At 68.1% G+C, this 26036-nt stretch carries 19 protein-coding genes and 1 tRNA gene; 6 read left to right on the top strand and 14 right to left on the bottom strand.

Annotation, left to right across the window (positions count from 1 at the left end; translation table 11 throughout):
* Positions 1-3: 3 nt before the first annotated feature.
* From coaE to rpsA, 3 genes are all read right to left on the bottom strand, one after another.
* Positions 4-1182, bottom strand: coding sequence for a dephospho-CoA kinase (coaE, locus tag AC1MEY_RS08575; protein WP_480230244.1), 1179 nt, complete (start codon positions 1180-1182; stop codon positions 4-6).
* A gap of 30 nt (positions 1183-1212) precedes the next feature.
* Positions 1213-2442 carry a zinc metallochaperone AztD gene (gene aztD / locus AC1MEY_RS08570; RefSeq protein ID WP_480230243.1) on the bottom strand — a complete coding sequence of 410 codons (1230 nt, stop codon included), beginning with the start codon at positions 2440-2442 and terminating at the stop codon, positions 1213-1215.
* Positions 2443-2597: 155 nt separating this feature from the next.
* Positions 2598-4046, bottom strand: coding sequence for a 30S ribosomal protein S1 (gene rpsA, locus AC1MEY_RS08565; protein WP_480230242.1), 1449 nt, complete (start codon positions 4044-4046; stop codon positions 2598-2600).
* 231 nt (positions 4047-4277) lie between these two features.
* Between rpsA and AC1MEY_RS08560 the strand changes: the two genes are divergently transcribed.
* Both AC1MEY_RS08560 and AC1MEY_RS08555 read left to right on the top strand, forming a co-directional pair.
* Positions 4278-5387, top strand: coding sequence for a PrsW family intramembrane metalloprotease (locus AC1MEY_RS08560; protein ID WP_480231369.1), 1110 nt, complete (start codon positions 4278-4280; stop codon positions 5385-5387).
* A gap of 40 nt (positions 5388-5427) precedes the next feature.
* Positions 5428-6078, top strand: a complete 651-nt coding sequence (locus AC1MEY_RS08555) for a trimeric intracellular cation channel family protein (protein ID WP_480230241.1) — start codon at positions 5428-5430, stop codon at positions 6076-6078.
* Positions 6079-6083: 5 nt separating this feature from the next.
* Here AC1MEY_RS08555 and polA read toward each other — a convergent pair whose 3' ends face one another.
* Complete coding sequence (gene polA, locus AC1MEY_RS08550) at positions 6084-8813, bottom strand: DNA polymerase I (RefSeq protein WP_480230240.1); 2730 nt, start codon at positions 8811-8813, stop codon at positions 6084-6086.
* A 101-nt stretch (positions 8814-8914) separates the two neighbouring features.
* Here polA and AC1MEY_RS08545 point away from each other — a divergent pair, with 101 nt between their 5' ends.
* Together AC1MEY_RS08545 and AC1MEY_RS08540 are read left to right on the top strand one after the other, a co-directional pair.
* Positions 8915-9388, top strand: a complete 474-nt coding sequence (locus AC1MEY_RS08545) for a Zn-ribbon domain-containing OB-fold protein (protein ID WP_480230239.1) — start codon at positions 8915-8917, stop codon at positions 9386-9388.
* A 65-nt stretch (positions 9389-9453) separates the two neighbouring features.
* The gene (locus tag AC1MEY_RS08540) at positions 9454-10617 is read left to right on the top strand and encodes a lipid-transfer protein (RefSeq protein ID WP_480231368.1); all 1164 of its coding nucleotides are present in this window, start codon (positions 9454-9456) and stop codon (positions 10615-10617) included.
* A gap of 134 nt (positions 10618-10751) precedes the next feature.
* Here AC1MEY_RS08540 and AC1MEY_RS08535 read toward each other — a convergent pair whose 3' ends face one another.
* The 6 genes from AC1MEY_RS08535 to AC1MEY_RS08510 all read right to left on the bottom strand — a co-directional run bounded on the left by AC1MEY_RS08535 (position 10752) and on the right by AC1MEY_RS08510 (position 16733).
* A complete protein-coding gene (locus AC1MEY_RS08535; RefSeq protein ID WP_480230238.1) occupies positions 10752-11519 on the bottom strand; it encodes an ABC transporter ATP-binding protein in 768 nt (255 codons plus the stop codon).
* On the bottom strand, positions 11503-12360 hold the full coding sequence (locus AC1MEY_RS08530; protein WP_480230237.1) for an ABC transporter ATP-binding protein: 858 nt from the start codon (positions 12358-12360) through the stop codon (positions 11503-11505). The genes AC1MEY_RS08535 and AC1MEY_RS08530 overlap by 17 nt, the downstream gene beginning before the upstream one ends.
* Positions 12357-13604: a branched-chain amino acid ABC transporter permease gene (locus tag AC1MEY_RS08525; RefSeq protein WP_480230236.1), complete on the bottom strand. Its 1248-nt coding sequence runs from the start codon at positions 13602-13604 to the stop codon at positions 12357-12359. The genes AC1MEY_RS08530 and AC1MEY_RS08525 overlap by 4 nt, the downstream gene beginning before the upstream one ends.
* Positions 13601-14638, bottom strand: a complete 1038-nt coding sequence (locus tag AC1MEY_RS08520; RefSeq protein ID WP_480230235.1) for a branched-chain amino acid ABC transporter permease — start codon at positions 14636-14638, stop codon at positions 13601-13603. The genes AC1MEY_RS08525 and AC1MEY_RS08520 overlap by 4 nt, the downstream gene beginning before the upstream one ends.
* Before the next feature lie 94 nt (positions 14639-14732).
* Positions 14733-15944 carry a branched-chain amino acid ABC transporter substrate-binding protein gene (locus tag AC1MEY_RS08515; RefSeq protein ID WP_480230234.1) on the bottom strand — a complete coding sequence of 404 codons (1212 nt, stop codon included), beginning with the start codon at positions 15942-15944 and terminating at the stop codon, positions 14733-14735.
* A gap of 177 nt (positions 15945-16121) precedes the next feature.
* Complete coding sequence (locus AC1MEY_RS08510; protein WP_480230233.1) at positions 16122-16733, bottom strand: ANTAR domain-containing response regulator; 612 nt, start codon at positions 16731-16733, stop codon at positions 16122-16124.
* A gap of 98 nt (positions 16734-16831) precedes the next feature.
* On the opposite strand from AC1MEY_RS08510, the gene AC1MEY_RS08505 reads away from it, so the two are divergent.
* Positions 16832-16908 (top strand) — tRNA-Leu (locus AC1MEY_RS08505).
* Between the two features lie 84 nt (positions 16909-16992).
* Here the strand turns inward: AC1MEY_RS08505 and AC1MEY_RS08500 are convergent.
* From AC1MEY_RS08500 to AC1MEY_RS08490, 3 genes are all read right to left on the bottom strand, one after another.
* Positions 16993-18912 (bottom strand): hypothetical protein, encoded by a 1920-nt coding sequence (locus AC1MEY_RS08500; protein ID WP_480230232.1) that lies wholly within the window; start codon positions 18910-18912, stop codon positions 16993-16995.
* 535 nt (positions 18913-19447) lie between these two features.
* The gene (locus tag AC1MEY_RS08495) at positions 19448-21373 is read right to left on the bottom strand and encodes a cellulase family glycosylhydrolase (RefSeq protein WP_480230231.1); all 1926 of its coding nucleotides are present in this window, start codon (positions 21371-21373) and stop codon (positions 19448-19450) included.
* Between the two features lie 404 nt (positions 21374-21777).
* Entirely contained in the window at positions 21778-23748 is a 1971-nt protein-coding gene (locus AC1MEY_RS08490) for a cellulase family glycosylhydrolase (protein ID WP_480230230.1), read from the bottom strand.
* Positions 23749-24328: 580 nt separating this feature from the next.
* Here AC1MEY_RS08490 and AC1MEY_RS08485 point away from each other — a divergent pair.
* Positions 24329-25480 carry an adenylate/guanylate cyclase domain-containing protein gene (locus tag AC1MEY_RS08485; RefSeq protein ID WP_480231367.1) on the top strand — a complete coding sequence of 384 codons (1152 nt, stop codon included), beginning with the start codon at positions 24329-24331 and terminating at the stop codon, positions 25478-25480.
* Here AC1MEY_RS08485 and AC1MEY_RS08480 read toward each other — a convergent pair.
* The gene (locus tag AC1MEY_RS08480; RefSeq protein ID WP_480230229.1) at positions 25477-25974 is read right to left on the bottom strand and encodes a Dps family protein; all 498 of its coding nucleotides are present in this window, start codon (positions 25972-25974) and stop codon (positions 25477-25479) included. The genes AC1MEY_RS08485 and AC1MEY_RS08480 overlap by 4 nt on opposite strands.
* Positions 25975-26036 lie beyond the last annotated feature (62 nt).

Genomic DNA, 26036 nt, shown 5'->3' with positions numbered 1-26036 from the left:
GGCTCAGGGCGTCCAGCCCGTCTCCGTCGCCCACGCCATCGCACGCTCATACGCGTCCGCGAACCACGGCTCCTTGGCGTCGGCGTAGTCGCCGGAGTCGTCGTGGCCCGCGGCGGCCACTTCGCGCTTGAGCGCCGCGTACTCGGCGCGGACGTCGGGTTCGGCACGCAGCCAATCGCGGAAGATCAGCGCGAACCGCTGGTTCGGCCGGCCGTCCACGCGGACGTGCACGTTGGTGGGCCGACCCGGATCCGCCGAGGCGTGAAACCGCTTGTGCCACTGCGATTCGTCGTCGGAGTGCACCTCGTCGCCGACGACGGTTCCCACCCGCGGGTAGCCGGCCGCGGTCAGCGCGTCGGCCAACTCGTCGGCGACGTCGAGTGCGGACACCGTCACCTGGACGTCGATGACGTCCTTGGCGTCGAGACCGGGCACGGCCGTCGATCCGACGTGATCGATGCGTACCGCCCGGTGCCCGCAGGCCGTGGCGAGCCGGGTGACTATGCGCCGAGCCTGCTCGGGCCACGTCGCATCGGCCGAGACGACCACCGGAGCGGTGCGGGCGGGCCGGCCGGCGTGCAGGTTGTCGGCGAACGGGACGATGCGGTCCTGCCACAGCGCACGGGCGGCCGCGGCGAGATCGTCCGCGGTGCCGGCGTTGTCCAGCCACACGTCGGCGACGGCGCGCCGCTGGTCCTCGGTGGCCTGCGCGGCGATCCGTGCGCGGGCGTCGGCCTCGGTGAACCCGCGGTGTTCGATCAACCGGGCGATGCGGACGTCCTCGTCGGCGTGCACGATGACGACGAGTGGGAACATCGGCGCCATCTGCGATTCCACGAGCAGTGGGATGTCCTCGATGATCACGGCGTCGTCGGCGGCGGCGTCGATCAGCTCGGCCCGGCGCGCGCCGACGAGCGGATGGACGATGCCGTTGAGCGTCGCCCGCTTCTCGTCGTCGCTGAAGGCGATCGACGCGAGGGCGGGCCGGTTCAACGAGCCGTCGTCCTGAAGGATTTCCTCGCCGAAGGCCTCGACCAGTTTCGCGAGGCCCTCCGTCCCGGGTTGGACGACCTCGCGGGAGATCACGTCACCGTCGACCACGACGCCCCCGAGGTCACTGAAGGTCGACGACACCGTCGACTTGCCGGCACCGATGCCGCCGGACAGACCGATTCTCAGCACGGGACCAGTCTGTCAGGCGTCGGCGTCCGGTCAGCCCTCGACGCCCGTCAGTTCGACGGTCGGGTGCTCGAGGGTCGTGTCGGCGATCGTCGAACCGTCGGCGAGGTCGAGCGCGACCAGGCGGCGGGCGCCGGGATCGCTGACGTAGGCCACGCCGTCCTGCACGTGCAGGTTCGGCATCGGCGACTGCCACTCGTCGGGCTCCGTCCACGCGCCGATGGCCGGGACGTGTGCGGTGCGCTGCGCGGTGACCGGGTCGAACACGTGCAGGTGCCCGTCGGTGCCGAGGATGACGGCGTCGCCCCCGGGTCCGCGGTCCAGCGACCGGAAGCTGTAGCTGGCGTCGATGGGCACGATCCGGATGGTGCCCGCGGCGGTGTCGGTCAGGGTGAACCGGCGGGGCCGCTCCAGGTCCGCGTCCGGATCGGTCTTGTAGTCCCCGAGGACGACGGTCGATTCCTCACTGCCGGCCTGGTTGCCGATCCGGCCGTACGGGTCGGGCCCGGTGACCTTGCGGATGTCGTTGCCGCGGACGATCAGGATGCCGTCCTCGCAGCCGAAGGTGAGCACTCCGTCGGCGGCGGCGGCCTCACCGTGCAGGCCCGGGCACTGGTCGTTGGTGGCGACGGGCCGTCCCGACGGGTCGAGAATCTCTGCGCCGGAACGACTCTCCTCGTCACCGACGCTGACGACCGTCGTTCCGTCTGCGCGTGCCACCGCGACGCCGTGGTGCGGTGCGGTGGTCATGGACTTCTCGACGGCGCCGTCGCCCTCGAGCAGCGCCGCGGGATCGACGACGTCGATTCCCCCGGTGCCGTCGGTGAACAGGGTCAATTTGCCGTCGTGGGCGACCGCGTGGCCGGGTTCCGCTCCGCCGTAGCGGATGTCGGTCATGGCGGGCGGGGCCGTGTAGTGGTGGCCGTGGTCGCCGTGCGCCTCGGTCCAGGTGCCCAGGTCCAGCGCCGCGAAGCCGCCGGACTGCGACACCAGGACGTGGCGGCCGTCCGCTGCGGGATTGAGGCGTACGAAGCCCTCGACCGGGACGTCGGCGACGGTCTGCAGTGTGCGGGCGTCGACGACCAGGACGCCACCGTCATAACTCAGCGCGAGACGCGGAGTCGCCGAGGCGCGTTCGACCGGCGCGGCCGTCGTCGACGCGGTGGTCGACGACTCGGCCTGATCACCGTCCTGGTCGGCGCCGCAGGCTGCGGCGAGCATCGAGGCGGACAACAGGGCGATGAGGCGGGGCGTCGGGATCACGACGGGAAGCCAACCAGCTACTGAAAATCATTGTCAAAAAGCGATGTGTGCACGTATTGGCGTGGCGCTGACCGTCGTTCGGCGCAGGAGAGCCCCCGAAGACGGCGAACGCCCCGGCTCGGTGAGCCGGGGCGTCCGTCGTGAACGACTACTGGTTAGGCGTTGCCGGCCAACTTCTCGCGAAGCGCAGCAAGCTGAGCATCGCTGGCGAGCGTTCCGCCGGTGGGCTCGTCGCCACGCGAGGACGTCGTCGTCCCGGACGATGCGGGGCGGCTGGCCGCCTCGGCGTCGGCCGCGGCGAACTTCTCCATCTGCGCGGTGTGCATCTTGTGACGACGCTCGGCCTCGGCGTACCGGGCCTCCCACTCGTCACGCTGCTTCTCGAAGCCCTCGAGCCACTCGTTGGTGTCGGCGTCGAAGCCCTCGGGGAAGATGTAGTTGCCCGCTTCGTCGTAGCTGTCGGCCATGCCGTACTTCGACGGATCGAACTCCTCGGTGTAGTCCTCGTTGGCCTGCTTGAGGCTCAGCGAGATCCGGCGACGCTCCAGGTCGATGTCGATGACCTTGACCATCGCGTCGTCGCCGACCTGGACCACCTGGTCCGGGACCTCGACGTGGCGCTCGGACAGCTCCGAGATGTGCACCAGGCCCTCGATGCCCTCCTCGACGCGGACGAACGCACCGAACGGCACCAGCTTGGTGACCTTGCCCGGCACGATCTGCCCAATGGCATGCGTGCGGGCGAAGTGGCGCCACGGATCTTCCTGAGTCGCCTTGAGCGACAGGGACACCCGCTCGCGATCCATGTCGACGTCGAGCACCTCGACGGTGACCTCGTCGCCCACCTGAACCACCTCGGAGGGGTGATCGATGTGCTTCCAGGACAGCTCGGAGACGTGCACCAGGCCGTCGACGCCGCCGAGATCGACGAACGCGCCGAAGTTGACGATCGAGCTGACGACACCCTTGCGGACGGCGCCCTTCTGCAGCTGGTTGAGGAACTCGCTGCGCACCTCGGACTGGGTCTGCTCCAGCCAGGCGCGGCGGCTCAGCACCACGTTGTTGCGGTTCTTGTCGAGTTCGATGATCTTCGCCTCGATCTCGCGACCGATGTACGGCTGCAGATCGCGGACGCGACGCATCTCGACGAGCGACGCCGGCAGGAAGCCACGCAGCCCGATGTCGAGGATGAGGCCACCCTTGACGACCTCGATGACGGTGCCCTTGACGGCCTCGTCCTTCTCCTTGAGTTCTTCGATCGTGCCCCAGGCGCGCTCGTATTGAGCCCGCTTCTTGGACAGGATCAGGCGGCCTTCCTTGTCCTCCTTGGTGAGGACCAGCGCTTCGACCTCGTCGCCGACGGACACAACCTCTGAGGGGTCCACGTCGTGCTTGATCGAGAGTTCGCGGGAGGGGATGACGCCTTCGGTCTTGTACCCGATGTCGAGCAAGACCTCGTCGCGGTCGACCTTGACGATGGTGCCCTCGACGATGTCACCATCGTTGAAGTACTTGATGGTCTTGTCGATCGCGGCGAGAAAGTCCTCGGCCGAGCCAATGTCGTTGATGGCTACTTGCGGCGAGGTGATGGAGGGACTTGGCATATGGTGGGTGGCTCCGGACAGGTTTAATGGTAGGGACAGTTGTGGTGAGGTTCCGGCGCGACAGCACCGACACCCTGTGCACCCGGGTAACTCGAGATGACGCACACAGGTACCGGTAGATCGTACTCGTCGGGGTCCATGCAGGCCAAACCCGGTCCGGTTCCCGACTAGCCTGCTCCTGTGCACCCGCCGCCACCCGCCCGCGTCCTCTTGCCCGCATTTCCACGGCGGATCCGCGCGGTGGGCGCCCCGATCGGCATCCTGATCCTCCTTGCGCTGGTCACGGGCCTGATCGTCATCGGCCTGACCGCCCTCAACCCCGTCGGCACCGCCCTCGGCTTCGTCCTGTCCACGCTGGCCATCGCGGTCGTGGTGCTCGCCTATCTGTGGCTCGACCGCTGGGAGCCGGAGCCGCCGCGGCTGCTGGTCCTCGCGTTCCTGTGGGGCGCGTCGGTCGCCGTCATCGTCTCGATCGTCCTGAGCCTGTGGCTGGAAACCCTGATCACGCCGGGACCCGCCGACGCCGACTCGTCCAGCTTCCTGTCGGTGGCGATCACGGCCCCGATCGTCGAAGAGGCCGCCAAGGGACTGTTCCTGCTGGTCATGCTGACCGGTAGGCGGCGCAACGAGATGAACTCGCTGACCGACTGCCTGGTCTATGCCGGCCTCACCGGCGCGGGCTTCGCCTGGCTGGAGGACATCCTCTACATCGGCGGGGGTGACTCGATCGGCGATTCGCTGCTCACCGCGGCCATGCGGTTGATCATGGGGCCGTTCGCCCATCCCCTCTTCACCACCATGTTCGGCATCGGCGTCTACCTCGCGATGCAGCGCCGCAGTCCGCTCGCGAAGGTGGCGTTCGTCGCGCTCGGTTACGCCGGTGCGGTGTTCATGCACGGACTGTGGAACGGCTCCTCGCTGCTGGGCCCCGAGGCGTACTTCGGGGTGTACCTGCTGTGGATGGTGCCGATCTTCCTGCTGGTGATCGGGCTCGGCGTGCACGGCAGGCGCCGCGAGCAGCGCGTCGTGGCCGACAAACTGCCCGGCATGGTCGCGGCGGGCCTCGTCACGCCGAACGAGGCGACCTGGCTCGGCTCGCTCCGGAACCGGAAGATGGCGATCACCGCGACCCGCACCCACGACGGCAAGGCCGCGGCCGCGCAGGTGCGGCGGTTCGCCGCCCAGGTGGTCGAGTTGGCGTTCGTGCGGGACCGCATCGACCGCGGCTTCGGCGACCAGCGCGTGGCGGCGCTGCTCGCCGAGGAGGCCTACTGGGTGCACGCGGCGCGCGCCGAGGCGCCGGCGCTGCAGCGGTTGGCGAGCTACCGACCACCGGGCTGACCGTCAGCCCGCATCCAGGTTCGGGCCATAACCTGCGGCGATGATCCAGCACATCGTCGACTACGCGGGCATCGCCGCACTGGCCGCATCGGGTGCGGTCGTCGGGGTCCGCAAGGGATTCGACCTCTTCGGCATCGCGACGCTGGCCGTGTTGACCGGCGTCGGTGGCGGCATCCTGCGCGACGTCCTCCTCGACATCGATCCACCCTCGGCGCTGCAGCGGTGGCCCGACGTCACGCTGTGCGTCGTCGTCTCGATCGTCACCACCGTCTTCGCCAAGACGGTGATCAGACTGAGTCAGCTGGTCCTCGTCCTCGACGCGCTCGGCATGGGCTTCTTCGCGACGTCGGGTGCGGCCATCTCGGTGGACCACGGCGCCAGCTGGTTCGCCGCGACCGTCCTCGGCATGATCACCGCGGTCGCGGGCAGCATCATGCGCGACGTCGTGGCGCGCGACGTGCCGATGGTGATGGGCCCCGACGACATGTACGCCGCACCCGCGATGCTCGGCTCCCTGCTGTACGTCGCGCTCGACCACACCGGCGCGCAGTGGCTCGCCGTGGTGGTCGGGTCACTGGTCGCGACGCTGCTCCGGTTGGCGGCGATCACCTTCCACTGGCGACTGCCCACCGGCCCGCGCGAACTGATCGCCCACGCGCACCGCCACCGCGTCGAGCCGAACGGACGCTGACCGGGTCAGTGCGCGGCGGCATCCCAGCTGCGGCCGTAGCCGACCGACACCTCGAGCGGGACGTTCAGCGGGTACGCCCCGCCCATCTCGCGCCGGACCAGCGCCTCGAGGGTGTCGCGTTCGCCGTCGGCGACCTCCAGCAGCAGTTCGTCGTGCACCTGCAGCAGGATGCGCGACCGCAGGCCGGCCTCCTTGATCGCGGAGTCGACGTTGATCATCGCCACCTTGATGATGTCGGCGGCGCTGCCCTGGATGGGCGCGTTGAGCGCGGCACGCTCCGCCGCCTCGCGGACGTTGCGGTTGCTGCTGTCGAGTTCCGGCAGGTAGCGCCGCCGGCCGAGGACGGTGGACGTGTAGCCGTCCTTGCGCGCCTGGTCCACGATCTCGCGCAGGTAGTCGCGGATGCCGCCGAAGCGGTCGAAGTACTGGTCCATCTGCACCTTGGCCTCTTCGGTGCTGATCTTCAGCTGGGCAGACAACCCGTAGGCGCTGAGGCCGTAGGCCAGCCCGTAGGACATCGCCTTGACGCGCCGGCGCAGTTCCGCGGTCACCTCGTCGATCGGGACGTCGAAGGCCCGGGACGCGACGAACGAGTGCAGGTCCTCGCCGGTGTTGAACGCCTCGATCAGGCCCTCGTCACCCGACAGGTGGGCCATGATGCGCATCTCGATCTGGCTGTAGTCCGCGGTCATCAGTTCCGCGTAGCCGTCGCCGACGACGAACGCGTCGCGGATCTCCCGCCCGGCCTCGGTGCGGATGGGGATGTTCTGCAGGTTCGGCTCGGTCGAGGAGAGCCTGCCGGTGGCCGCGATGGTCTGGTTGAAGGTGGTGTGGATCCGGCCGTCGGAGGCCACGGAGTTCAGCAGCCCGTCGACCGTCACCTTCAACCGCGTGGCGTCGCGGTGCGTCAGCAGGTGCTGCAGGAACGGGTGGCCCGTCTTGTCGAACAGCGACTGCAGCGCGTCGGCGTCGGTCGTGTAGCCGGTCTTGGTGCGCTTGGTCTTCGGCATCTCGAGTTCCTCGAACAGCACGACCTGCAGCTGCTTGGGCGATCCCAGGTTGATCTGCTTGCCGATCACGCCGTACGCACTCTCCGCGGCGTCGCGGATCTGGTCGGCGAACTGGCTCTGCAGGCGGCCCAGCAGCGTCGTGTCGATGGCGATGCCGGCCGACTCCATCTCCGCCAGCGCGCGCTGCACGGGCAGCTCCATCTGCCCCAGCAGCGACGACGAGTCGATGCGGGCCAACTCCTCGTCGAGCGCCGTGGCGAGGTCCATCACGGCCGACGCCCGCAGCAGCAGCGTCTGCACCGCCTGTTCGTCGACGCCCTCGGAGTCGTCGAGCAACGAGAGCTGTTGCTGCTCGGGGCTTTCCGCGCGCAACTCGCGGCGCAGGTAGCGCACGGACAGGTCGTCCAGCGCGAAGCTCCGCTGGCCCGGGCGCACCAGGTAAGCCGCCAGCGCCGTGTCGGAGGTGACGCCGCGCAGGGTCCAGCCCCTACCCTCCAGGTCGTGCATCGCGAGCTTGGCCTCGTGCAGCGCCTTCGGCGGGCCCGGATCGGCGAGCCACGATGCCAGCGCAGCCTCGTCCTCGGGGGTGAGCGTGGTGGTGTCGACGTAGACGCCCTCGCCGTCGGCGGCGACGAGCGCCAGTGCCGTCGCGTCGCCGTCGAAGGCGAGGTGCGTGCCCACGACGGCCACGCCGAAGCGGTCGCCGAGGCTGTGCTCGGAGAGCCAGGCCGCCAGCGTGCCCGGAACGAGCGCGCCGCCGCGGACGTCGAAGCCCAGCTCGACCTCCGGATCGGCCGACGCCAGCGTCTCGAACAGCCGGTCCCGCAGCACCCGGAACTCGAGATCGTCGAAGAGGCGGTGGATCTGGTCGCGGTCCCACGGCTGCATGCGCAGCGTGTCGGGGGTCTGCGGAAGCGGCACGTCCTTCACCAGGTCGGTGAGTTCGCGGTTCAGGATGACGTGAGACAGGTTGGCGCGCAGCGACTCTCCGACCTTGCCCTTGACGGTGTCGACCTGGTCGACGAGCGCCTGCAGCGAGCCGTACTCGACGATCCACTTCGACGCCGTCTTCTCCCCGACGCCCGGGATGCCCGGCAGGTTGTCGCTGGGGTCGCCGCGCAGGGCGGCGAAGTCCGGGTACTGCCGTGGCGTCAGCCCGTACTTCTCCACCACCGCGTCGGGCGTGAAGCGGGTGAGTTCACTGACACCCTTGCGCGGGTAGAGCACGGTGACGTCGTCGGAGACCAGCTGCAGGGCGTCGCGGTCACCGGTGACGATCAGGACGCGGTAGCCCTGACTCTCGGCCTGGGTGGCCAGCGTGGCGATGATGTCGTCGGCCTCGAAGCCGGCCTCGGCGAGCGTGGTGATGCCCAGCGCGCCGAGCACCTCCTTGGTGATGTCGATCTGACCGCGGAACTCGTCCGGCGTCGCCGAACGGCCGGCCTTGTACTCGGGGTAGCGGTCCATGCGGAAGGTCTGGCGCGAGACGTCGAAGGCGGCGGCCACGTGAGTGGGCTGCTCGTCGCGGAGCAGGTTGATCAGCATCGCGGTGAAGCCGTACACCGCGTTGGTGGTGAGCCCGCTCTGCGTCTTGAAGTTCTCGGCGGGCAGCGCGTAGAACGCACGGAACGCCAGCGAGTTGCCGTCCAGCAGCAGCAGCGTGTGCTTCGCGTCTGCGGATTTGGCGGCGGCGGCGCTCTGCGGCGCGGTCTTGGCAGGGCTCACGCCCTCACTCTATTCGGGGGCTCCGACGTGCCACCGCCGCCGAGCGGGATCGGGGCGCGCGGCCCGGCCGACGAGGAACTGCAACACGTTGCAGTTTCTGCATGGCGATCGTTTACGCTGACCGGGTGCCAGGTGAAACCGACGCCGCAACGCAACTACCGGCCATCGACGGATGGTGGAGCCTGGACGATTCCGGCGCCCCCCACCTGATCGCCGGGAAGTGCACCCAGTGCAGCACCTACGTCTTCCCGCCCCGGGCAAACAACTGCCCGAACCCGGCGTGCGACGGCGACGAACTCGCCCAGGTGCCGCTCTCCCGCCGCGGAACCGTGTGGAGCTACACCGAGAACCGATATCCCCCGCCGGCCCCCTACCCCGCGCAGGAGACATTCGAGCCGTTCGCGATCGCCGCGGTCGAACTCGCCGACGAGGGCCTGATCGTCCTCGGCAAGGTGGCCGACGGCACGCTGGCCGCCGACCTGAAGGTCGGCATGGAGATGGAGTTGACCACGATGCCGCTGTACACCGACGACGACGGCTTCGTGCGCAGCGTCTACGCCTGGAGGATCTCGTGAGCGCTGAAACATCCCCCGAGTCGCTTCGCTCCAGCCCGGACCCGCTGTACATCCTTGGGGCCGGCATGCACCCCTGGGGCAAGTGGGGGCGCGACTTCACCGAGTACGGCGTCGTCGCTGCGCGGGCCGCGCTGGCCGAGGCCGGACTCGACTGGCGTCAGATCCAGATGGTGGCCGGTGCCGACACCATCCGCAACGGCTACCCCGGCTTCATCGCGGGCTCGACGTTCGCCCAGAAGCTGGGGTGGAACGGCGTCCCCGTCAGCTCGAGCTACGCGGCCTGCGCCAGCGGCTCGCAGGCGCTGCAGAGCGCACGCGCCCACATCCTGGCCGGATTCTGCGACGTCGCGCTGGTGATCGGCGCCGACACCACTCCGAAGGGCGCGTTCGCGCCGGTCGGCGGGGAGCGCAAGAACGACCCGGACTGGCAGCGCTTCCACCTGATCGGCGCGATGAACCCCGTGTACTTCGCGCTGCTGGCCCGCAGGCGCATGGACCTCTACGGCGCCACGTCCGAGGACTTCGCCCAGGTGAAGGTGAAGAACTCGCGCCACGGCCTGCAGAACCCGAATGCCCGCTACCGCAAGGAATCCGCGGTCGAGGACGTGCTGGCGAGCCCCGTCGTCTCGGACCCGCTGCGGCAACTCGACATCTGCGCCACGAGCGACGGCGCCGCGGCGCTGATCGTGGCGAGCAAGGCGTTCGCCGAGAAGCACCTAGGCTCGCTGGAGGGTGTGCCGTCGGTGCGTGCGGTCAGCACCGTGACGCCGCAGTACCCGCAGCACCTGCCCGAACTGCCCGACATCGCCACCGATTCCACGGCGGTGGTGCCCGGTCCGGACCGCGTGTTCAAGGATCAGATCCTCGACGCCGCCTATGCCGAGGCCGGCATCGGACCCGAGGACGTCAGCCTCGCCGAGGTCTACGACCTGTCGACGGCGCTCGAACTCGACTGGTACGAGCACCTCGGACTGTGCGCCAAGGGTGAGGCCGAGGAACTGCTCCGCAGCGGTGCGACCACCATCGGCGGCCGCGTACCGGTCAACGCATCCGGCGGGCTGGCGTGCTTCGGCGAGGCCATCCCCGCGCAGGCGATCGCGCAGGTCTGCGAACTCACCTGGCAGCTCAAGGGTCAGGCCATCGGCCGGCAGGTCGAGGGCGCCACGGTGGGCGTCACCGCCAACCAGGGACTGTTCGGCCACGGCTCGTCGGTGATCGTCGCGCGCTGAGGGGTGCGTGAGCGTGCGCGAAGTCGGGTTCTCGACCGGCGTGTCGCCCGCAGACACGCACGCTCGCCGAAGAAGGTGCCGCCCGAGAAGGTGCCGCCGGAGAAGGTGCCCGGGGCCGGGGTGGGGGCTAGGGGCTAGGCGACGCCGAGGTAGGCGGCGCGAATGCTGTCGTCCTTCAACAGGTCCCGCGCGTTGCCCTCGCGGGTGACGCGGCCGGTCTCGAGGATGTAGGCGCGGTCCGACCGGCTCAGCGCCTGCTGGGCGTTCTGCTCGACGAGCAGCACCGTCGTCCCCTGGCCGTTGATCTCGGAGATGATCCGGAAGATCTGCGAGATGACCATCGGCGCGAGTCCCATCGACGGCTCGTCGAGCAGCAGCACCTTGGGCCGGGCCATCAGGGCACGGCCGATCGCCAGCATCTGCTGCTCACCGCCGGAGAGAGTGCCGCCCACCTGCGTTCGCCGCTCCGCGAGCCGCGGGAACGTGGTGAACACCCAGTCCAACCGCTCGCGGTGTTCGCCCTTGGACGGGAACTTGCGGCCGTAGCAACCCATTTCGAGGTTGTCGACCACCGACATGCCGGGGAACACGCCGCGGCCTTCGGGCGCCTGGATGAGACCGTCGCCGACCCGCTTGTGCGCCTTGACCCGCGAGACGTCCTGGCCGTCGAACCACACCGAGCCCGACGTCAGCGGCCGCAACCCGGAGATCGCGCGCATCATCGTGGTCTTGCCGGCGCCGTTGCTGCCCAGCAGCGTCACCAGTTCGCCCTGGCGGACCGTCAGCGAGACACCGTGTAGCGCCTGGATGCGGCCGTAGTGCACGACGGCGTCGCGCACCTCCAGCAGCACCGGCCGCGGGTCGAGGTCGGTGGCCGGAGGCGTCTCAGGCGAGTTCGTCATCGGGGACTCCCAGGTAGGCGGCGATCACGGCGGGATCCTCGCGGATCTCCGCGGGCAGGCCGTCGGCGATCTTGCGGCCGAACTCGAGGACGACGATGCGGTCGGTGACACCCATGACCAGTCGCATGTCGTGTTCGATCAGCAGCACGGTGTAGCCGTCGTCGCGGATCGCCTGGATCAGTTCGATGAGCGCCGACTTCTCACTCGGGTTGAAGCCGGCCGCGGGCTCGTCGAGGCAGAGCAGCTTCGGCTCGGTGGCCAGCGCGCGGGCGATCTCCAGCCGCCGCTGGTCGCCGTAGGGCAGGTTCTTGGCCTTCTCCTCGCCGCGGTGCGCGATCCCGACGAACTGCAGCAGCGCCGCCGCACGCTCGATGGCGTCGCGTTCCTCGCGGCGGTGCCGCGGCGTCCGGATCAGCGCACCGGGCACCGAGGTCTTGTGCCGGGCGTCGGTGCCGACGACGACGTTCTCGAGCGCCGTCATCTCGCCCCACAGCCGGATGTTCTGGAACGTCCTCGCGATGCCGCGGCGGGTGATCTCGTGTCGCTTGATCTTGCCGAGCGGCGCACCGTCGAACGTCACGCTGCCCGACGTCGGCCGGTAGACGCCGGTGATGGCGTTGAAGCACGTCGTCTTCCCCGCACCGTTCGGGCCGATGAGTCCGAGGATCTCGCCGCGCCGGATGTCGAAGGTGACGGCGTCCAGCGCCGTGAGGCCGCCGAACTTGACGGTGAGTTCGTTGGTGGCGAGCAGCGTCTCGCCCTCGGCCACCTGGACGGGCCGGTGCAGGACGGCCAGGTCCTCGTCGATCAGGGTGTCGTCGGTGCCGGGCTGATCGCTCATGCCGCCGCCTTCGAGTCGTCGGCGCTGCGCAACAGCTTCTTCGCCGACTGGCCGTAGGCGAGGAGCTGCTGGCGCACCGGGAACAGGCCCTGCGGCCGGAAGACCATCAGCACCACCAGCGCGAGTCCGAAGAACAAGTACTTCAGGTCGCCGAGGTTGATGCCGAGGAACTCCACGCCGAGCAGCCGGTTGGGCAGGTACACGATGATGAACGCCCCGAAGATGACGCCCAGTTTGTTGCCCTGGCCGCCGAGGACCACTGCGCACAGGAACAGCATCGAGTTGATGATGTTGAACGTCGGTGGTGCGACGTACTGCACCTGGCCCGCGTAGAGCGCTCCGGACAGGCCACCGATGGCGGCGCCGATCACGAATGCCCACAGCTTGAAGCGGAAGGTGTTGACGCCCATCACCTCTGCGGCGTCCTCGTCCTCGCGGATCGCCACCCAGGCGCGGCCCACGCGGCTGCGCTCGAGGTTGCCCACCAGGAGCAGGATCCCCACCATGAACAGCAGGCCGAGCCAGAACCACCAGGTGCCGTAGTTGGCGTCGCCGGCCGAGTTGCCGTTGGAGAACACGCCGTTGGGCAGGCCCTCCTTCTCCCCCACGTGCGGATAGGCGATCTGGTTGAGTCCGCGGGGGCCGTTGGTGACGTCGGCCAGGTTGTCGGCGAGCAGGCGGATGATCTCGCCGAAACCGAGCGTCACGATGGCCAGGTAGTCGCCGCGCAGACGCAGCGTCGGGGTGCCCAGGATCAGACCGGCGAGTGCGGTGACCGCCATCGCGAGCGGCACGCACGACAACCACGCCCAGTCCGAGCTGAAGAATCCGCTGGCGCCCATGACGTTCCACGGGCTGTCCGGACTGGTGAGCAGCGCCACGGTGTAGGCGCCCACCGCGTAGAAGCCGACGTACCCGAGGTCCAGCAGGCCGGTCTGACCGACCACGACGTTCAGGCCGATCGCGATGATGGCGATCATCGCGAACTGCGCCATGGTGCCGCCGAAGCTGATGCCGGGGGTGTCGAGGAAGGGCGGGGTGTAGAGCGGCAGGAGCGCCAGCAGGCCGAATCCGACGGCGCCCACCAGCCACTTGTGCGACCGGCCGAGCCCGGCCCACCAGCTCCGCAACCCGTCGCCCGGGGCCAGCAGATGGCTCGTCCGACGGGTCGGCGTCGCACCGCCGGCGGCGTCGGTGGGGTCGGTGTCGGTCGTGGTCGTGTCGTCGTCACCGGGCCGGGTCATGCTCGCGCCTTTCCGAGACTCTCGCCGAGTATGCCGGTGGGCCGGATGAGCAACACCAGCACCAACAGGACGAAGGCCACGACGTCACGCCACTGGGTGCCGAAGACCGCCTGGCCGTAGTTCTCCATGATGCCGAGCAGCAGACCACCGAGCAGGGCGCCCCGCAGGTTGCCGATGCCGCCGAGCACCGCCGCGGAGAAGGCCTTGATGCCCAGCAGGAAGCCGCCCGAGTAGATGATGCCCTGCGGCACCTTCAGCGTGTAGAGCAGCGCGGCGGCGCCGGCGAGCAGGCCACCGATGAGGAAGGTGGTCATGATGATCCGCTCGCGGGACACGCCCATCAGCGTCGCGGTGGTCGGATCCTGCGCGACGGCGCGGATGCCGCGGCCGAACTTGGTCCGGTTGATCGCCATGTCGGTGAGGAGGGCGAGAACCAGTGCGGCGACGACGATCACGATCGTCACGTTGGACACCGAGGCGCCGAAGATCGTGAACTGGGTCTTGGGTTGCACCAGGACGATCGGCTGCTGGGCGTTGGAACCGCCGTACCCGTCGATCAGGCGCGGCAGGATGAAGTGCACGAACTCCTGCAGCACGAACGACATGCCGATCGCCGTGATGAGGAACGTCAACGGTCGCGCGTTGCGCCGGCGCAGCGGACGGTAGGCGACGAACTCCAGGCCGACCGCCGCCGAGCCGGACACCAGCATCGCGAAGATCATGGCTATCGCGAGGTACAGCACCGTGAGTGCGATGCCCTTGTTGTAGGCGTTGCCGCTCGGGGTGAATCCGAGGATGACGTCGAGGCAGAAGTACGCCCCGAACATGCCCAGCATGAAGATCTCGGAGTGCGCGAAGTTGATCAGCCGCAGGACGCCGAACACCAGCGTGTAGCCGACCGCGACGAGCGCGTAGATCGCACCCCACGACAGCCCGTCGATCGTGAACTGCCAGAACCCGTTCAGCAGATTGTCGACGTTGAAGTTGATGTTGGCGGCGGTACAGACGTACTCACCCAGACAGTCGGACGGCATCCGGGGGCGGCTCCTTGCGGCGAGGGACGGGCGACTTCAACGAAAACGCGTCCGGAACTGACTGGTTCCGGACGCGTTCCCGTCGTCGAATTCTCTACTGAACCTTGAACATCCAGATCAGGTTCGTCGTCAGTTCACCGGCGGGGGTCCACTGGTAGTTGCGGGCCACGCCCTGACCGTTGTAGTTGCGGACGTAGTCCAGCAGCGCCGGCCGGGTGATCGCCCCGGAGTCGATGCCCTTCAGCAGGATGGTGCCGAGGTCGTAGCCCTCGGTGCTGTAGGTGCCGGGGTCGGCGCTGAACTTCGTCTTGTACTCCTCGGCGAACGTGCCCGTCGCGGGGCCGCACGGGCAGGACAGCAGCGCGTCCTTGGCGGCCTCGCCGGCCTGGTCGACGAACTGCTGGTCCTTGGTGCCGTCGGCGCTGACGAACGTCGCCGTCACGCCACCGTCCTTGAGCTGCTGGACGAGCGGTGCTGCCTCGGAGTAGTAGCCCCCGTAGAACACCGCCTCGGGGTTGGCACCCTTCAGCTGGGTCACCGCGGCCGAGAAGTCCTTGTCGCCCTTCTTGACCGAGATGTTGCACGTCGAGTCGGCGACGGGTCCGAGCGTCTCGCGGACCGCGGTCGCGAGGCCGAGGCCGTAGTCGGTGCTGTCGTCGACGACGCAGATCTTCTTCTGCCCCAGCGTGTTCTTCAGGTAGTTCGCGACCGACGGACCCTGGACCGCGTCGTTGGCGAGGCCGCGGAAGAAGGTCTTCCAGCCGTTCTCGCTCAGCGTCGGGTTCGTGGCCGACGCGGTGACGGCGACCAGGCCGGCCTGATCGAAGACCGTTCCGGTGGCCTTGGTCTCACCCGAGAACGCCGGGCCGACGAGCCCGATCGTGTACTGGTCGTCGACGATCTGCGGTGCGATGGCGGTGGCCTTCTGCGGGTCGCCCTCGGTGTCGAACTTCTTGAGCTGCACCTGGCAGCCCGGGTTCGCCTCGTTGTGCTTGTCGATGGCCAACTGGACGCCGTTGACGATGTTGATGCCGAGCGCGGCGTCGGGCCCGTTGAGGGCTCCGGCCATGGCGATCGACACCGGCGGGCAGGTGGCCTTGCCGTCGCCCGCGGGATCGGCCGGGGCCGCACCCTCGGCGGGCTTCACCTCTCCGCCGTTCTGATCGATCTGGACCTGCTCGACGATCTTGAGAGCGGATTGCGAGGAGCTCTCCTCAGGGGCCGACTGATTACAGCCGGCCAGGGCCAGCGCAAGCATGCCTGCGCTACCGAGAGCAAATGCACTCCGTGCGACACGACCGTGCACGTTTCACCTCCGGGTCAGAGTTGTCATCGGCGTCGTCTCCGCGGCACGGATCGGCCTGGGCGGCGACGCTTCGGGTAGAACATAGCCAACGAGTGGCCGTAGTGCGTGCTGTTGGGAAATGCGAGCCGCGTGCGGGCTGAACCACCCGGTGAAACACCGGGTTTGGAAACGCAGTCGTTACTCGTCGCCGGGTGTGCCGAGCGTCTCGAGGACCACCTCGGCGACGCGCTTCATGGTGGTCCGGCGATCCATCGCGGCACGCTGAATCCATTTGAACGCTTCGGGTTCGGTCATCGCCTGCTTCTCCTGCAGCAAACCCTTCGCGCGTTCGACCAGCTTGCGCGTCTCGAGGCGGTCGGACAGCGTCGCGACTTCCTGCTCCAAGGCGGCGATCTCGCCGAACCGGCTGACCGCCAGCTCGATGGCGGGGATCAGGTCGCTGATCGAGAACGGCTTGACGAGGTACGCCATGGCACCCGCGTCGCGGGCCCGCTCGACGAGTTCGCGTTGCGAGAAGGCGGTGAGCACCACGATCGGCGCGATGCGCTTCTCGGCGATCTCGGCGGCAGCGTCGATGCCGTCGCGGCGCGGCATCTTCACGTCCATGATGACGAGGTCGGGCTTCAGACTCTCCGCCAGTTCGACGGCCTCCTGGCCGTCGCCGGCCTGGCCGACGACGTCGTATCCCTCCTCGCGCAACATCTCGGCGAGATCCATGCGGATGAGGGCCTCGTCCTCGGCGATGAGGACGCGACGCGCCACGGGGGCGTCCGGCGTAGAAGCTGTCATCCCGACATTGTCGCGTGACGGACGCAGTTCAGCGACCTCGGGGCCGTAACGGGGTTAACCGGTGATCCTCTATGGTGAGAGACCGCGCTCGAGCGTTGGCCCCCGTATCCCAACTGGCAGAGGAAACGGATTCAAAACCCGTCCAGTGTGAGTTCGAATCTCACCGGGGGCACCACGTGCGACTTCCCGCCCGTCACGCGGCACCGCCGCGACCCCGGGTGGGTGGTCGCGGCGGCGTCCGGTGAATGCGCCGGAACCCTCAGTCGTCGGTCGCACCGCTCGATGAATCCGACGCACCCCCACTCGCGCTTGCCGCATCGGAGTCCGCCGACGCCGTACCCGGGTCGGATGCCTTCGCATGCTTCGGACCGGACTTCGTCGCGCTGCTCGTCGACTCCGAATCGGCCGTCGTCGACCTGCGCGTCGAGGACCGGTCACCCGTCGTCGACATCCGGGACGTGGAGATGCCGGACGTCGAGCTGCCGGACTCGTCGCCGGCCTTCCCGGTGTCGGTCTGGTCGGTTTCGGTCTTCCCGGTGTCGGTCTTCGTGCTCGTCGAGCCGCCGTCCGCCGCGGTGTCGGAGTCGTCGCCGTCCGTGCCGGTGGGGTCCGAACCGTCCACCGCCGCGTCGTCTGCCGGCTCGACCGAATCCGTCTGCTCGTCAACGACTTCCGATGGCTCCGGTGTGACGTCGCTCGGGGCGGACACCGTCTCGATCGCGCCGGAGGCGGGTTCGGGTGCGGTGTCGATCGGTGTGGCGGCGGGCTCGGCGTCGGCCGCCGGCTCGCCTTCCGCCTCGGATGCGACGTCCCCGGAGACCGTCGCGTCGGTGGCGGGCTCGGTGTCGGCCGTCAGCGTGGCCATCCTTGCCGACTCCGGACCGACCAGAGCCGACGTGGTGACCACGGCCGCGGGCGCCGGAGCCGGGCGGACGCCGAACAGCCCCTGGATCGCCTGCACGATCGACTGGATGATCGATCCCGGGTTGAACATCTGCGAGAGCGCCTGGCTGAACGACTGCATCATCTGCTGGATCGCGGCGAAGAACTGCGCGATCGGATTCGCCGCGGGCTGCTGCGTCACCGGCGGCGGGAGCACCAGGTGGGTCTCGATCCACGTCTTCAGCATCGCGGCGGCTGCCTTGGGGTCCCAGTTGTTGTAGAAGAAGCCGTAGTTCGCCTGCGGGTCCACGCTCCCCAGCAGCTTGTCGCGCAGGTTGTAGAGGAACACGGGTCCGGCCTGGTCGCCGAAGGTCTGCCAGTAGTCGAGCATCTCCTTCAGCCAGGCGGCCTGCTGCAGCTCGGTGAAGCCGGTCTCGATGGGCGTCGTCGGTAGGCCGTACTCGGTGATCCAGATCTTCTTCCCCTGGATCATCAACTTGATGGCCTCGAGCTGCTGACGGGGTGTCAGCATCCAGGCCGGGCACGTGGGGCAGGTTCCCGTGATCGGGATCTCCTCGTTGTACGGGTGGATGGACAACGCGTCGAAGAAGTTGCCTGCGCCGGCCGCCATCATGCGCTGCACGAAGTCGACGGGGCTCATCGTGAAGCCGAAGGGATGGTTCTGGACGGTGCCCAACGCACCGGCGACCACCGTGGCGGTCTTGTCCAGCCCGAAGGCTGCGTCCTTGATGACGGGGTAGACGGCCTTCAGCAGAGCGGCGTAGGCCTCGGGATCGATCGGCGCCGAGAAGCCGACCCAGTTCGGCTCGTTCCAGATCTCGTAGGCGGACACCGTGTTCGCGTACTTGCCGACGAACACCTTCATGAAGTCGACGAAGGCCTCGACCTTGGGGGTGTCGGACCCCGGGAACAGGATGGTTCCGGGCCCGGGCGGGTTCGCCGCCGCCCACAGCGGCGTGGCGTTGATCTCGGCGAGGACGCCCATGTTGCGCGCCGCGGCCGCGTCCATCACGTCCTGGATGTGCGTCCAGTTGTACTGGTTGTCGAGCGGTTCGACGAGTCCCCAGGGAACGAAGACCCGAATGTTGGTGACACCGATCGACAGCATCTTGTCGAGCGTCTTGTCGATCTCCGCGCGGCTCATTCCGTAGAGCGGCGAATCAGCAATGCCGATGGTGGTGGGAGCAGCGGCGATCTCCGCGATCGGGACGTAATCGAACTCAGCCGCCAGACGCGGCGGCTGAATGAAGAGGCCACTGGCGTAGGCACTCGCCATCGCGACTGGTAGAGCAGCGATCACGCCGCGCGTCGCGATCGAGCGAAGCAGACGCCCCGTGGATGTTGCCATTGGAGTTCTCCCCTGAAAATTGTCGGCACCGTCATTCGGTAGCGAGAATTTACCCCGGCGTCAGCAAATTTGCGCAACCGAAAGGAGAAACCGGTGAATGGTATTGTTTTAACCATTGAAGCGCTCATATGAGCATTCCCACAAGTCGACTTATGGCGAAATTGGAACCACTTGGTGCGCGTCTGCTACAACCGTCAGTACGATGTGCGGCAGCACCCATATAGCGAGTTCAGGGCACTGCGATAACCTGCACGGCGATTACGATACGACGTAGCCGTTGTGCCGGTAATGGCGCGATCAGCAACTCCGACGTAGTGGTCACGGCCGATCCGAGCGGGCACGACGAGGAATTGACAGCCTCGGTCAGTGATCACATGAGAATTGGCCAGCAAACGCACGATGCCGCGACTCCCGTCATTCCGGGAGCCGCGGCGTCGCGTCGGTCGGTGGTGGAGGTGCGGAGTCAGTCGTCCGATCCGCTGTCCGCGGAGTCCGACGAAGCGCCGGACGACTCTGAGGCGTCGCCGGCTCCGGCCTTGGTCGCCGCCTTGGCGCGACCTGGCGTGCCCGCCGGGTTCGAGGTATCGGACGACGGCGACGAGGACTTCGTCGCCGTCGACGCGTCATCGTCGGTACGACTCGACGACGTGGAGCCCGAATCGCCGGCCGCCCCCTCCTCGTCGGCAGACGTCGAATCCGACTGCGACGGTGCCGGATCGGTGGTCGACGGCGACGGGTCGGGGTCGACCGGGTTGACCGACGACGAGCCCACCCCCGGTTCCGGGACCTCCGCGGGTTCGACCGGATCGGCGTCCTGCTCCTCGACAGCGGGTTCCTCGGCGACCGGTTCCTCGACCACCGGTTCCTCGGCGACCGGCGAGTCGGCCACCGGTTCCTCGGCGACGGGCACCGTGGCGTCCGGCTCGGCCGTCGCGGGCACGGGCGGCGCGTCGGCGTCCTCCACCTCACCGACTCCGAGCGCTCCGGATGCGTCGACGGCGTCGGTCGACGCGCTCAGCGAGACGAGTCGGGACGCCGCAAAGCCCGACACGTCGGCGGGATCGGGCCCGACCGCCGTCGAGACGGCCGCCGGCGCCTGCCCTCCGAGCGCTGCCAGGAAGTTGGTGATGGCCTGCACGATCGCTTGCACGAACTGCTGGATCTGCTGCACCAACGCTTGGAGGAACTGGGCGATCGGGTTGCCCGGAGTGCCCGGATCGGTGGGATCCGTCGGGTTGTCGAGCCAGTCCCGCAACTGCTCGATGATCGGCTTCTCGGAACCGTTGGAGTACCAGAGCCCGAAGTTGCCCTCGTCGAGGAAGGGCACCGCGGTGACCGAATCCCTTCCCGTATAGAGGAAGATCGGCCCGGCGCGGTCACCATAGTTGTCCCAGTAATTGAGCAGGTCCATGATCCACGCCGCCTGCTGAGTGGGGGTGATGGGCGGCGGTGCCGGCGTCTGGAGGTTGGGCGGGAGCGGTGTGTACGTCGGCACGCCGTATTCGGTGATCCAGAACTTCTTGCCGGCGAGCCCCCCTAGCGCCATCAGGGCCTCGACCTGCTCACGTGGAGTCAGGAGCCCCGGCGCACACGTGGGGCACGTCCCCGAGAACGGGATCTCCTGACTGTAGGGATGAACGGACAACGCGTCGAAGGCGGCGGCAGCGCCGGGGACGGCGAGCATCCGCGTCACGAACTCGACCGTGTTGAGCGTCCAGGCGCTGCTCTGAACGGTGCCCACCGCGCCGGCGACGACGGTCGCGGTGGCATCGATGCCCTTGAGGACCGGGTAGGCGGCCTTGATCAGTGCCGCATAGCCTTCGGGGCTGATCGGGTTGTAGAACTGCACGGAGTTCGGCTCATTCCAGATCTCGTACGCCGAGACGACGTCGCCCCACCTGTCGGCGAAGGCACCTGCGAACTCTGCGAACTTGGCCGGATCGGGCGGCTCGTTCCCCAACGGGAACGGGTTGACGGGGTTGGGTCCCGCGAAGGCTGCAGTCGCATTGATCTCGGCGAGTACGCCCATGTTCCGCGCCTGGGCCGCCTCCATGACGTCGTCGATCATGTCCCAGTAGTAGGTGTCGTCCGCTATCTCGATCAGGCCCCACGGGACGAACACCCGGATATTGGTGACGCCGATCGCGAGCATGTCGTCCAACTGCTCGTCGATCTGCGCCCTCGTCTGCCCGTACAGCGGGGACACGGCGACGCCGACCGTCGTGGGCGACGCGCTGATCTCCGCGACGAGTTCGATCTCGGCCGCCGTCAGACCCGGCGGTGGTAGGAAGATGCCGCTCGCGTAGGCACCCATCATCGCGACCGGGAGAGCCGCAACGACGCTACGGGTGGCGATGCTGCGAAGCAGCCGCCTCGTGGATGTTGCCATCGAAGTCTCCCTTGGTGGGCCGGAAATTGTCGGAGTCGTCAACCGATGCCGTCAATTTACGCCGCCGTTAGCAAAACGGAGGGAACTTCTCCGAAGCGATCGGCATGGTCCGCGCCGACCGCGTGCGGTGACGCCGGGCCGGCGCCGCAGGCGTTGGCGTCCCCGAATGGCCGCATCCTGAATGCCGTTGATCGACAGCCTCATTCGAGGCCAGGCCATCCTGCGGGCGCCGTCGGCGGGTTGCCGCTCGATGGCGACGCGACGCGATCGGGCACACCGCCCGTACGCGGTCGATCGCGTGCTCCTCGGCGGTGATCAGCAAACGCACGGTGAGATGAACGCAGACCGCCGCGACCCCTGAGAAGACAGGGGCCGCGGCGGCCTACGGGTGCGTGTGTCCGGTGCTACTCCCCCGCTCCCGATACCGAGGCGCCGACCGCCGCCGCGGGCTTCGCGCCGTCCGCCTGGCCGGCGCCGCGTCGGGTGGCGTGACGGGACGTGGTGCCGTCCGCGCCCCGGTCCGCCTTCGCGGGCTTCTCCGATGCCGGGGCCTTGGCTGGCTTGGTGTCGGCGGGCTTGGTGTCGGCCGGCTTCGTCGCTGCCGACTTCGTGTCGGCCGGCTTCGTGTCGGCCGGCTTAGTCGCCGCCGGCTTCGTGTCGGCCGGCTTGGTGTCGGCGGGCTTGGTGTCGGCGGGCTTGGTGTCGGCCGGCTTCGTCGCTGCCGGCTTGGTGTCGGCGGGCTTGGTGTCGGCCGGCTTCGTCGCCGCCGGCGCCGCTGCCTCCGGCTTCGTGACCGCGGGCTCGGTGGCAACCGGGGTGGTGGCCTCGGGCTCGACGGCTGCTGGCTTGGTGACCTCGACGTCGGCCGCGACGGGAGTGATCCCGGCGGTGTCGGTGGCGGGCGTGGTCGGGGCAGTCGACGCGGGCGAAGTGGCGCCGTCCGATGCCGCGGCCTCCTTGACGGGAGCGCCATCGGTGGCGGCGGGCGCCGCGATCTCCGTTCCCGTCTCGTCGACCGACTGCGTAACCGCCGCCAGCGTGCGTGCCTGCACCTGGGGAGCGGCGGTGGCGACCGGCGTCGCCGCCTGGGCGGCCATCTGTGCGGCCATCTGCGCCGCCCAGTTCGCGACCGCCTGGGCGATCGCCTGCGCGAGCTGCTGGGCCAGTGCCGCGAAGAACTGCGCGATCGGGTCAACCGGCGGGGTCACCACCGGGGGCACGACCACCGGCGGCACCGTCTGGCCGGGGTGGCTGGCGATCCACTGCTTGATGATGTCGGCCGCCAGCTTGGGCGTCCCGTCATAGTTGTAGAGGCCGTAGTTGTAGTCGGGCAGTGATGCACTCGGGGTGCCGGGCGCGTATTGGTCGCGCGTGGTGTAGATGAAGGCCGGCCCGGCCCACGCCAGCGTGGACCACTTCTGCAGGAAGTCCTTGATGTACGCGGCCTGCTGGGTCTGGGTCACGTTCGACGTGGGGAGCCCATACTCGGTGACCCAGACCAACTTTGCGCTCTGCGTCGTGCCGGGCGCCGAGTCGTAGAGGTCCATGAGGCTCTTGATCGCCTGCAGCTGGGCCAGCGGCGACAGCCCGTTGGTCACGCCCTGCGAGAAGGGCAGCGACTCCTGGTAGGGGTGAAACGCCAACGCGTCGAAGAACTTCGCGGCACCCGCCTGGTACATCCGCTGGACGTACTCGACCGGGTTCAGCGTGAAGTTGCCGAAACTCTGCACCGCGCCGAGTCCGGCGGCGACCACCGTGGCGGTCGGGTCGATCTGCTTCAGTTCGGGGTACGCGGCCTTGAGCAGCTCGGTGTAGGCCTCTGGCGAGATGGGCTGGTGGAACGCCACGTAGTTCGGCTCGTTCCAGATCTCGTACGCCGAGACGGTCTGGCCGTACTTGGTGGCGAAGTCCTTGACGAACTGAGAGAACTGCGCGATCTCCGGTTGCCCTGCACCGGGCAGCGTGCCCGCAGGCGCGGTCCATGCCGGCGTGCTGTTGATCTCGGCGAGGACGCCCATGTTCCTGGCGGCGGCGGCCTCCATGATCGTGTTCATGATCGACCAGTCGTAGCTGTCCTTCACCGGCTCGACGAAGGCCCACGGCACGAAGACGCGGACGTTCTGCACCCCGAGGGCCTGAAGCTGGTCGAGCTGCTTGTTGATCTCGGTGGGCGACAGGAAGTACAGCGAGGAGTCGGCGACGCCGACGGTGGTCTTCGAGACGTTGATCTCGGCCACCGTCTGGATGTCGTAGGACGCGCTACGCGGGACGACCGAGACCCCGCCGGCGTAGGCGCTCACCATGGCGACCGGGATGGCCGCGATGACCGATCGGGTGGCGATGCTGCGAAGCAACCCGGACTTCTTCTTCTTCATGGGGCTCCTATATACGTTCGTGATTCATCGGCACCGTCAGTGCGGTTGAGCCAAACCGTATACAGGCGACAGCAAATCCGCACAGTGATTGATCGCAACTTGTTTCGGGGTTTGCTAAATGGCCGACAGCTCAATTTGGCAGACGCTGCATTTCGGTCGCTCAGGTGCGGGTATAGCAAATTCATACCAACAGTCGCCTTACCTGGGATTTTACGGACTTTCGGCCCAGTAAGACCGGAGAAACCCCAGGATGATGGCCTTGTCGCGATACGACTGTCCGGCGCTACGAGTGTTCACTGGACACGCGTCAGACCGGTTAGCTGGCTATGGGCAATAACTACTCTTAGGTAGCAAGGAAACGGGGTATGTGAGCAAACATAAATTAACTTGTACGACGATATTTCGGGCAAGCATGCACGAGGCTGCGAGTTACGCTCATCACGTGGCGATCACGGGAGATCGATCATGGCCCGAGGGCGTACCGCACCTACGCCCCCGGGCGTCCTGCTCGCGTCCGCCGGCGCTCGAGCTGGCCGATGCGGGCCGCACCCGGCACCACGCGGAGTCCACCTCCCGCCAGATGCGGGTGCTGACGGTGACGACGCGGATCGCCGCAGTCGTCAGTGTCTTCTTCGGCCTGCAACAGTTCTTCGTCGTCGCCGACGCGCGGTGGTTGGCAGCGGTGAACCTCGCCACCGCCGCGGCGTTCCTCGCGGTGCCGCGGCTGGGCCGGTTCGGCGACCTGGTGCCCCCGATGGTGTTCGTGGCCGTCGCCTACTTGTCGATCACCGTGTCGGCGATCTACGTGGGCAGCGGGATCGGACTGCAGTTCTACTACGTGGTGGCCGCCACCATCGTCGTCCTCATCCTGGGGATCGAGCACATCGTGCTGGCGTCGGGATTCGCGATCCTCGGCGCCGTCACGGTCCTGCTGCTCGAGTCGTTCGTGCCGCACGACACCGGATCACAGCCGGCGTGGGCGTTCCGGCTCGGGTTCGTCGTCAACACGGTGGCGGCATGGGTGCTCGTCGTCGCGACGGTGTATTTCGCCCTGCGGGAGATCGCCCGCGCCGAGCGGGCGATGGAGACGGAGTACCAGCGATCGGAGTCGTTGCTCGCCAACATCCTCCCCATGTCGATCGCCGAGCGGCTCAAGAACCCCGAACACGGCGTCATCGCCGACAGGTACGACGACGCGTCCATCCTGTTCGCCGACATCGCCGGGTACACGAAGCGCGCGAGCGACACGACGCCGACGGACCTGGTGACGTTCCTCGACGCCCTGTACACCGACCTGGACGCGCTGGTCGATCGTCACGGGCTCGAGAAGATCAAGACGAGTGGGGACTCGTACATGGTCGTCAGTGGCGTGCCCGAACCTCGCGACGACCACCTCGACGCGTTGGCCGCGCTGGCCCTCGACATGGCCGACACCGTGGCCGGACTGACCGACCCGCAGGGGCGGGAGGTCCCCCTGCGGATCGGCATCGCCGCCGGGCCGGTCGTCGGCGGTGTCGTCGGATCGCGCAAGTTCTTCTACGACGTGTGGGGCGATGCGGTCAACGTCGCGTCGCGGATGGAGTCCACCGACGTCGAGGGACGCATCCAGGTGCCCTCCGACGTGTACGAGCGCCTGCGCGCCACCTTCACGTTCGAGGAGCGTGGCGACGTCGACGTCAAGGGCAAGGGCGTCATGCACACCTGGTACCTCACCGGCCGTGCCGCCGGCTAGACCTTGCGGTTCTCCGACTTGATCAGCCACGCGAGCTTCTCGAGCCCGTCGATCAGCTGATGCAGGATGTCGGCCGTGGACGGATCCTCCGCGTCGACCGCGTCGTGCACGTCGCGCATGGTGCCGACGGTCGCGTACACGCGGGTGGTGACCAGGTCGACGGCCTCGGACGTGCTGACCTCGTAGGCGGGGAACCGCGGCAGGGAGGTCGTCTCCGCGACCGTGTCCGACCGGCCGTCCGGGACGGCGTCGAGCGCCCGGAGTCGTTCGGCGATGGTGTCGCTGCCCGTGCGGGCGAAGTCGACCAGCTCGTCGAGTTGCAGGTGCATGTCGCGGAAGTTGGTGCCGACGACGTTCCAGTGCGCCTGCTTGCCCTGCAGGTGCAGTTCGACGAGGTCGACGAGGACCCGCTGCAGGCTCGCGGTGAGTGCCGGTGACGCCTGCACCCCGGTCACGTCGGCATCGTCGCGGCGGTTGGTCTTGATCTCGGTCATGGTTCGTCCCTTCTCTCAGTGGAATCAACGAACACCTGATGCGTGGTCATGGCCGAACACGG

Source organism: Mycobacterium sp. PTI7, from assembly GCF_056679845.1.
This window is presented reverse-complemented; position numbering and strand designations above follow the sequence as displayed.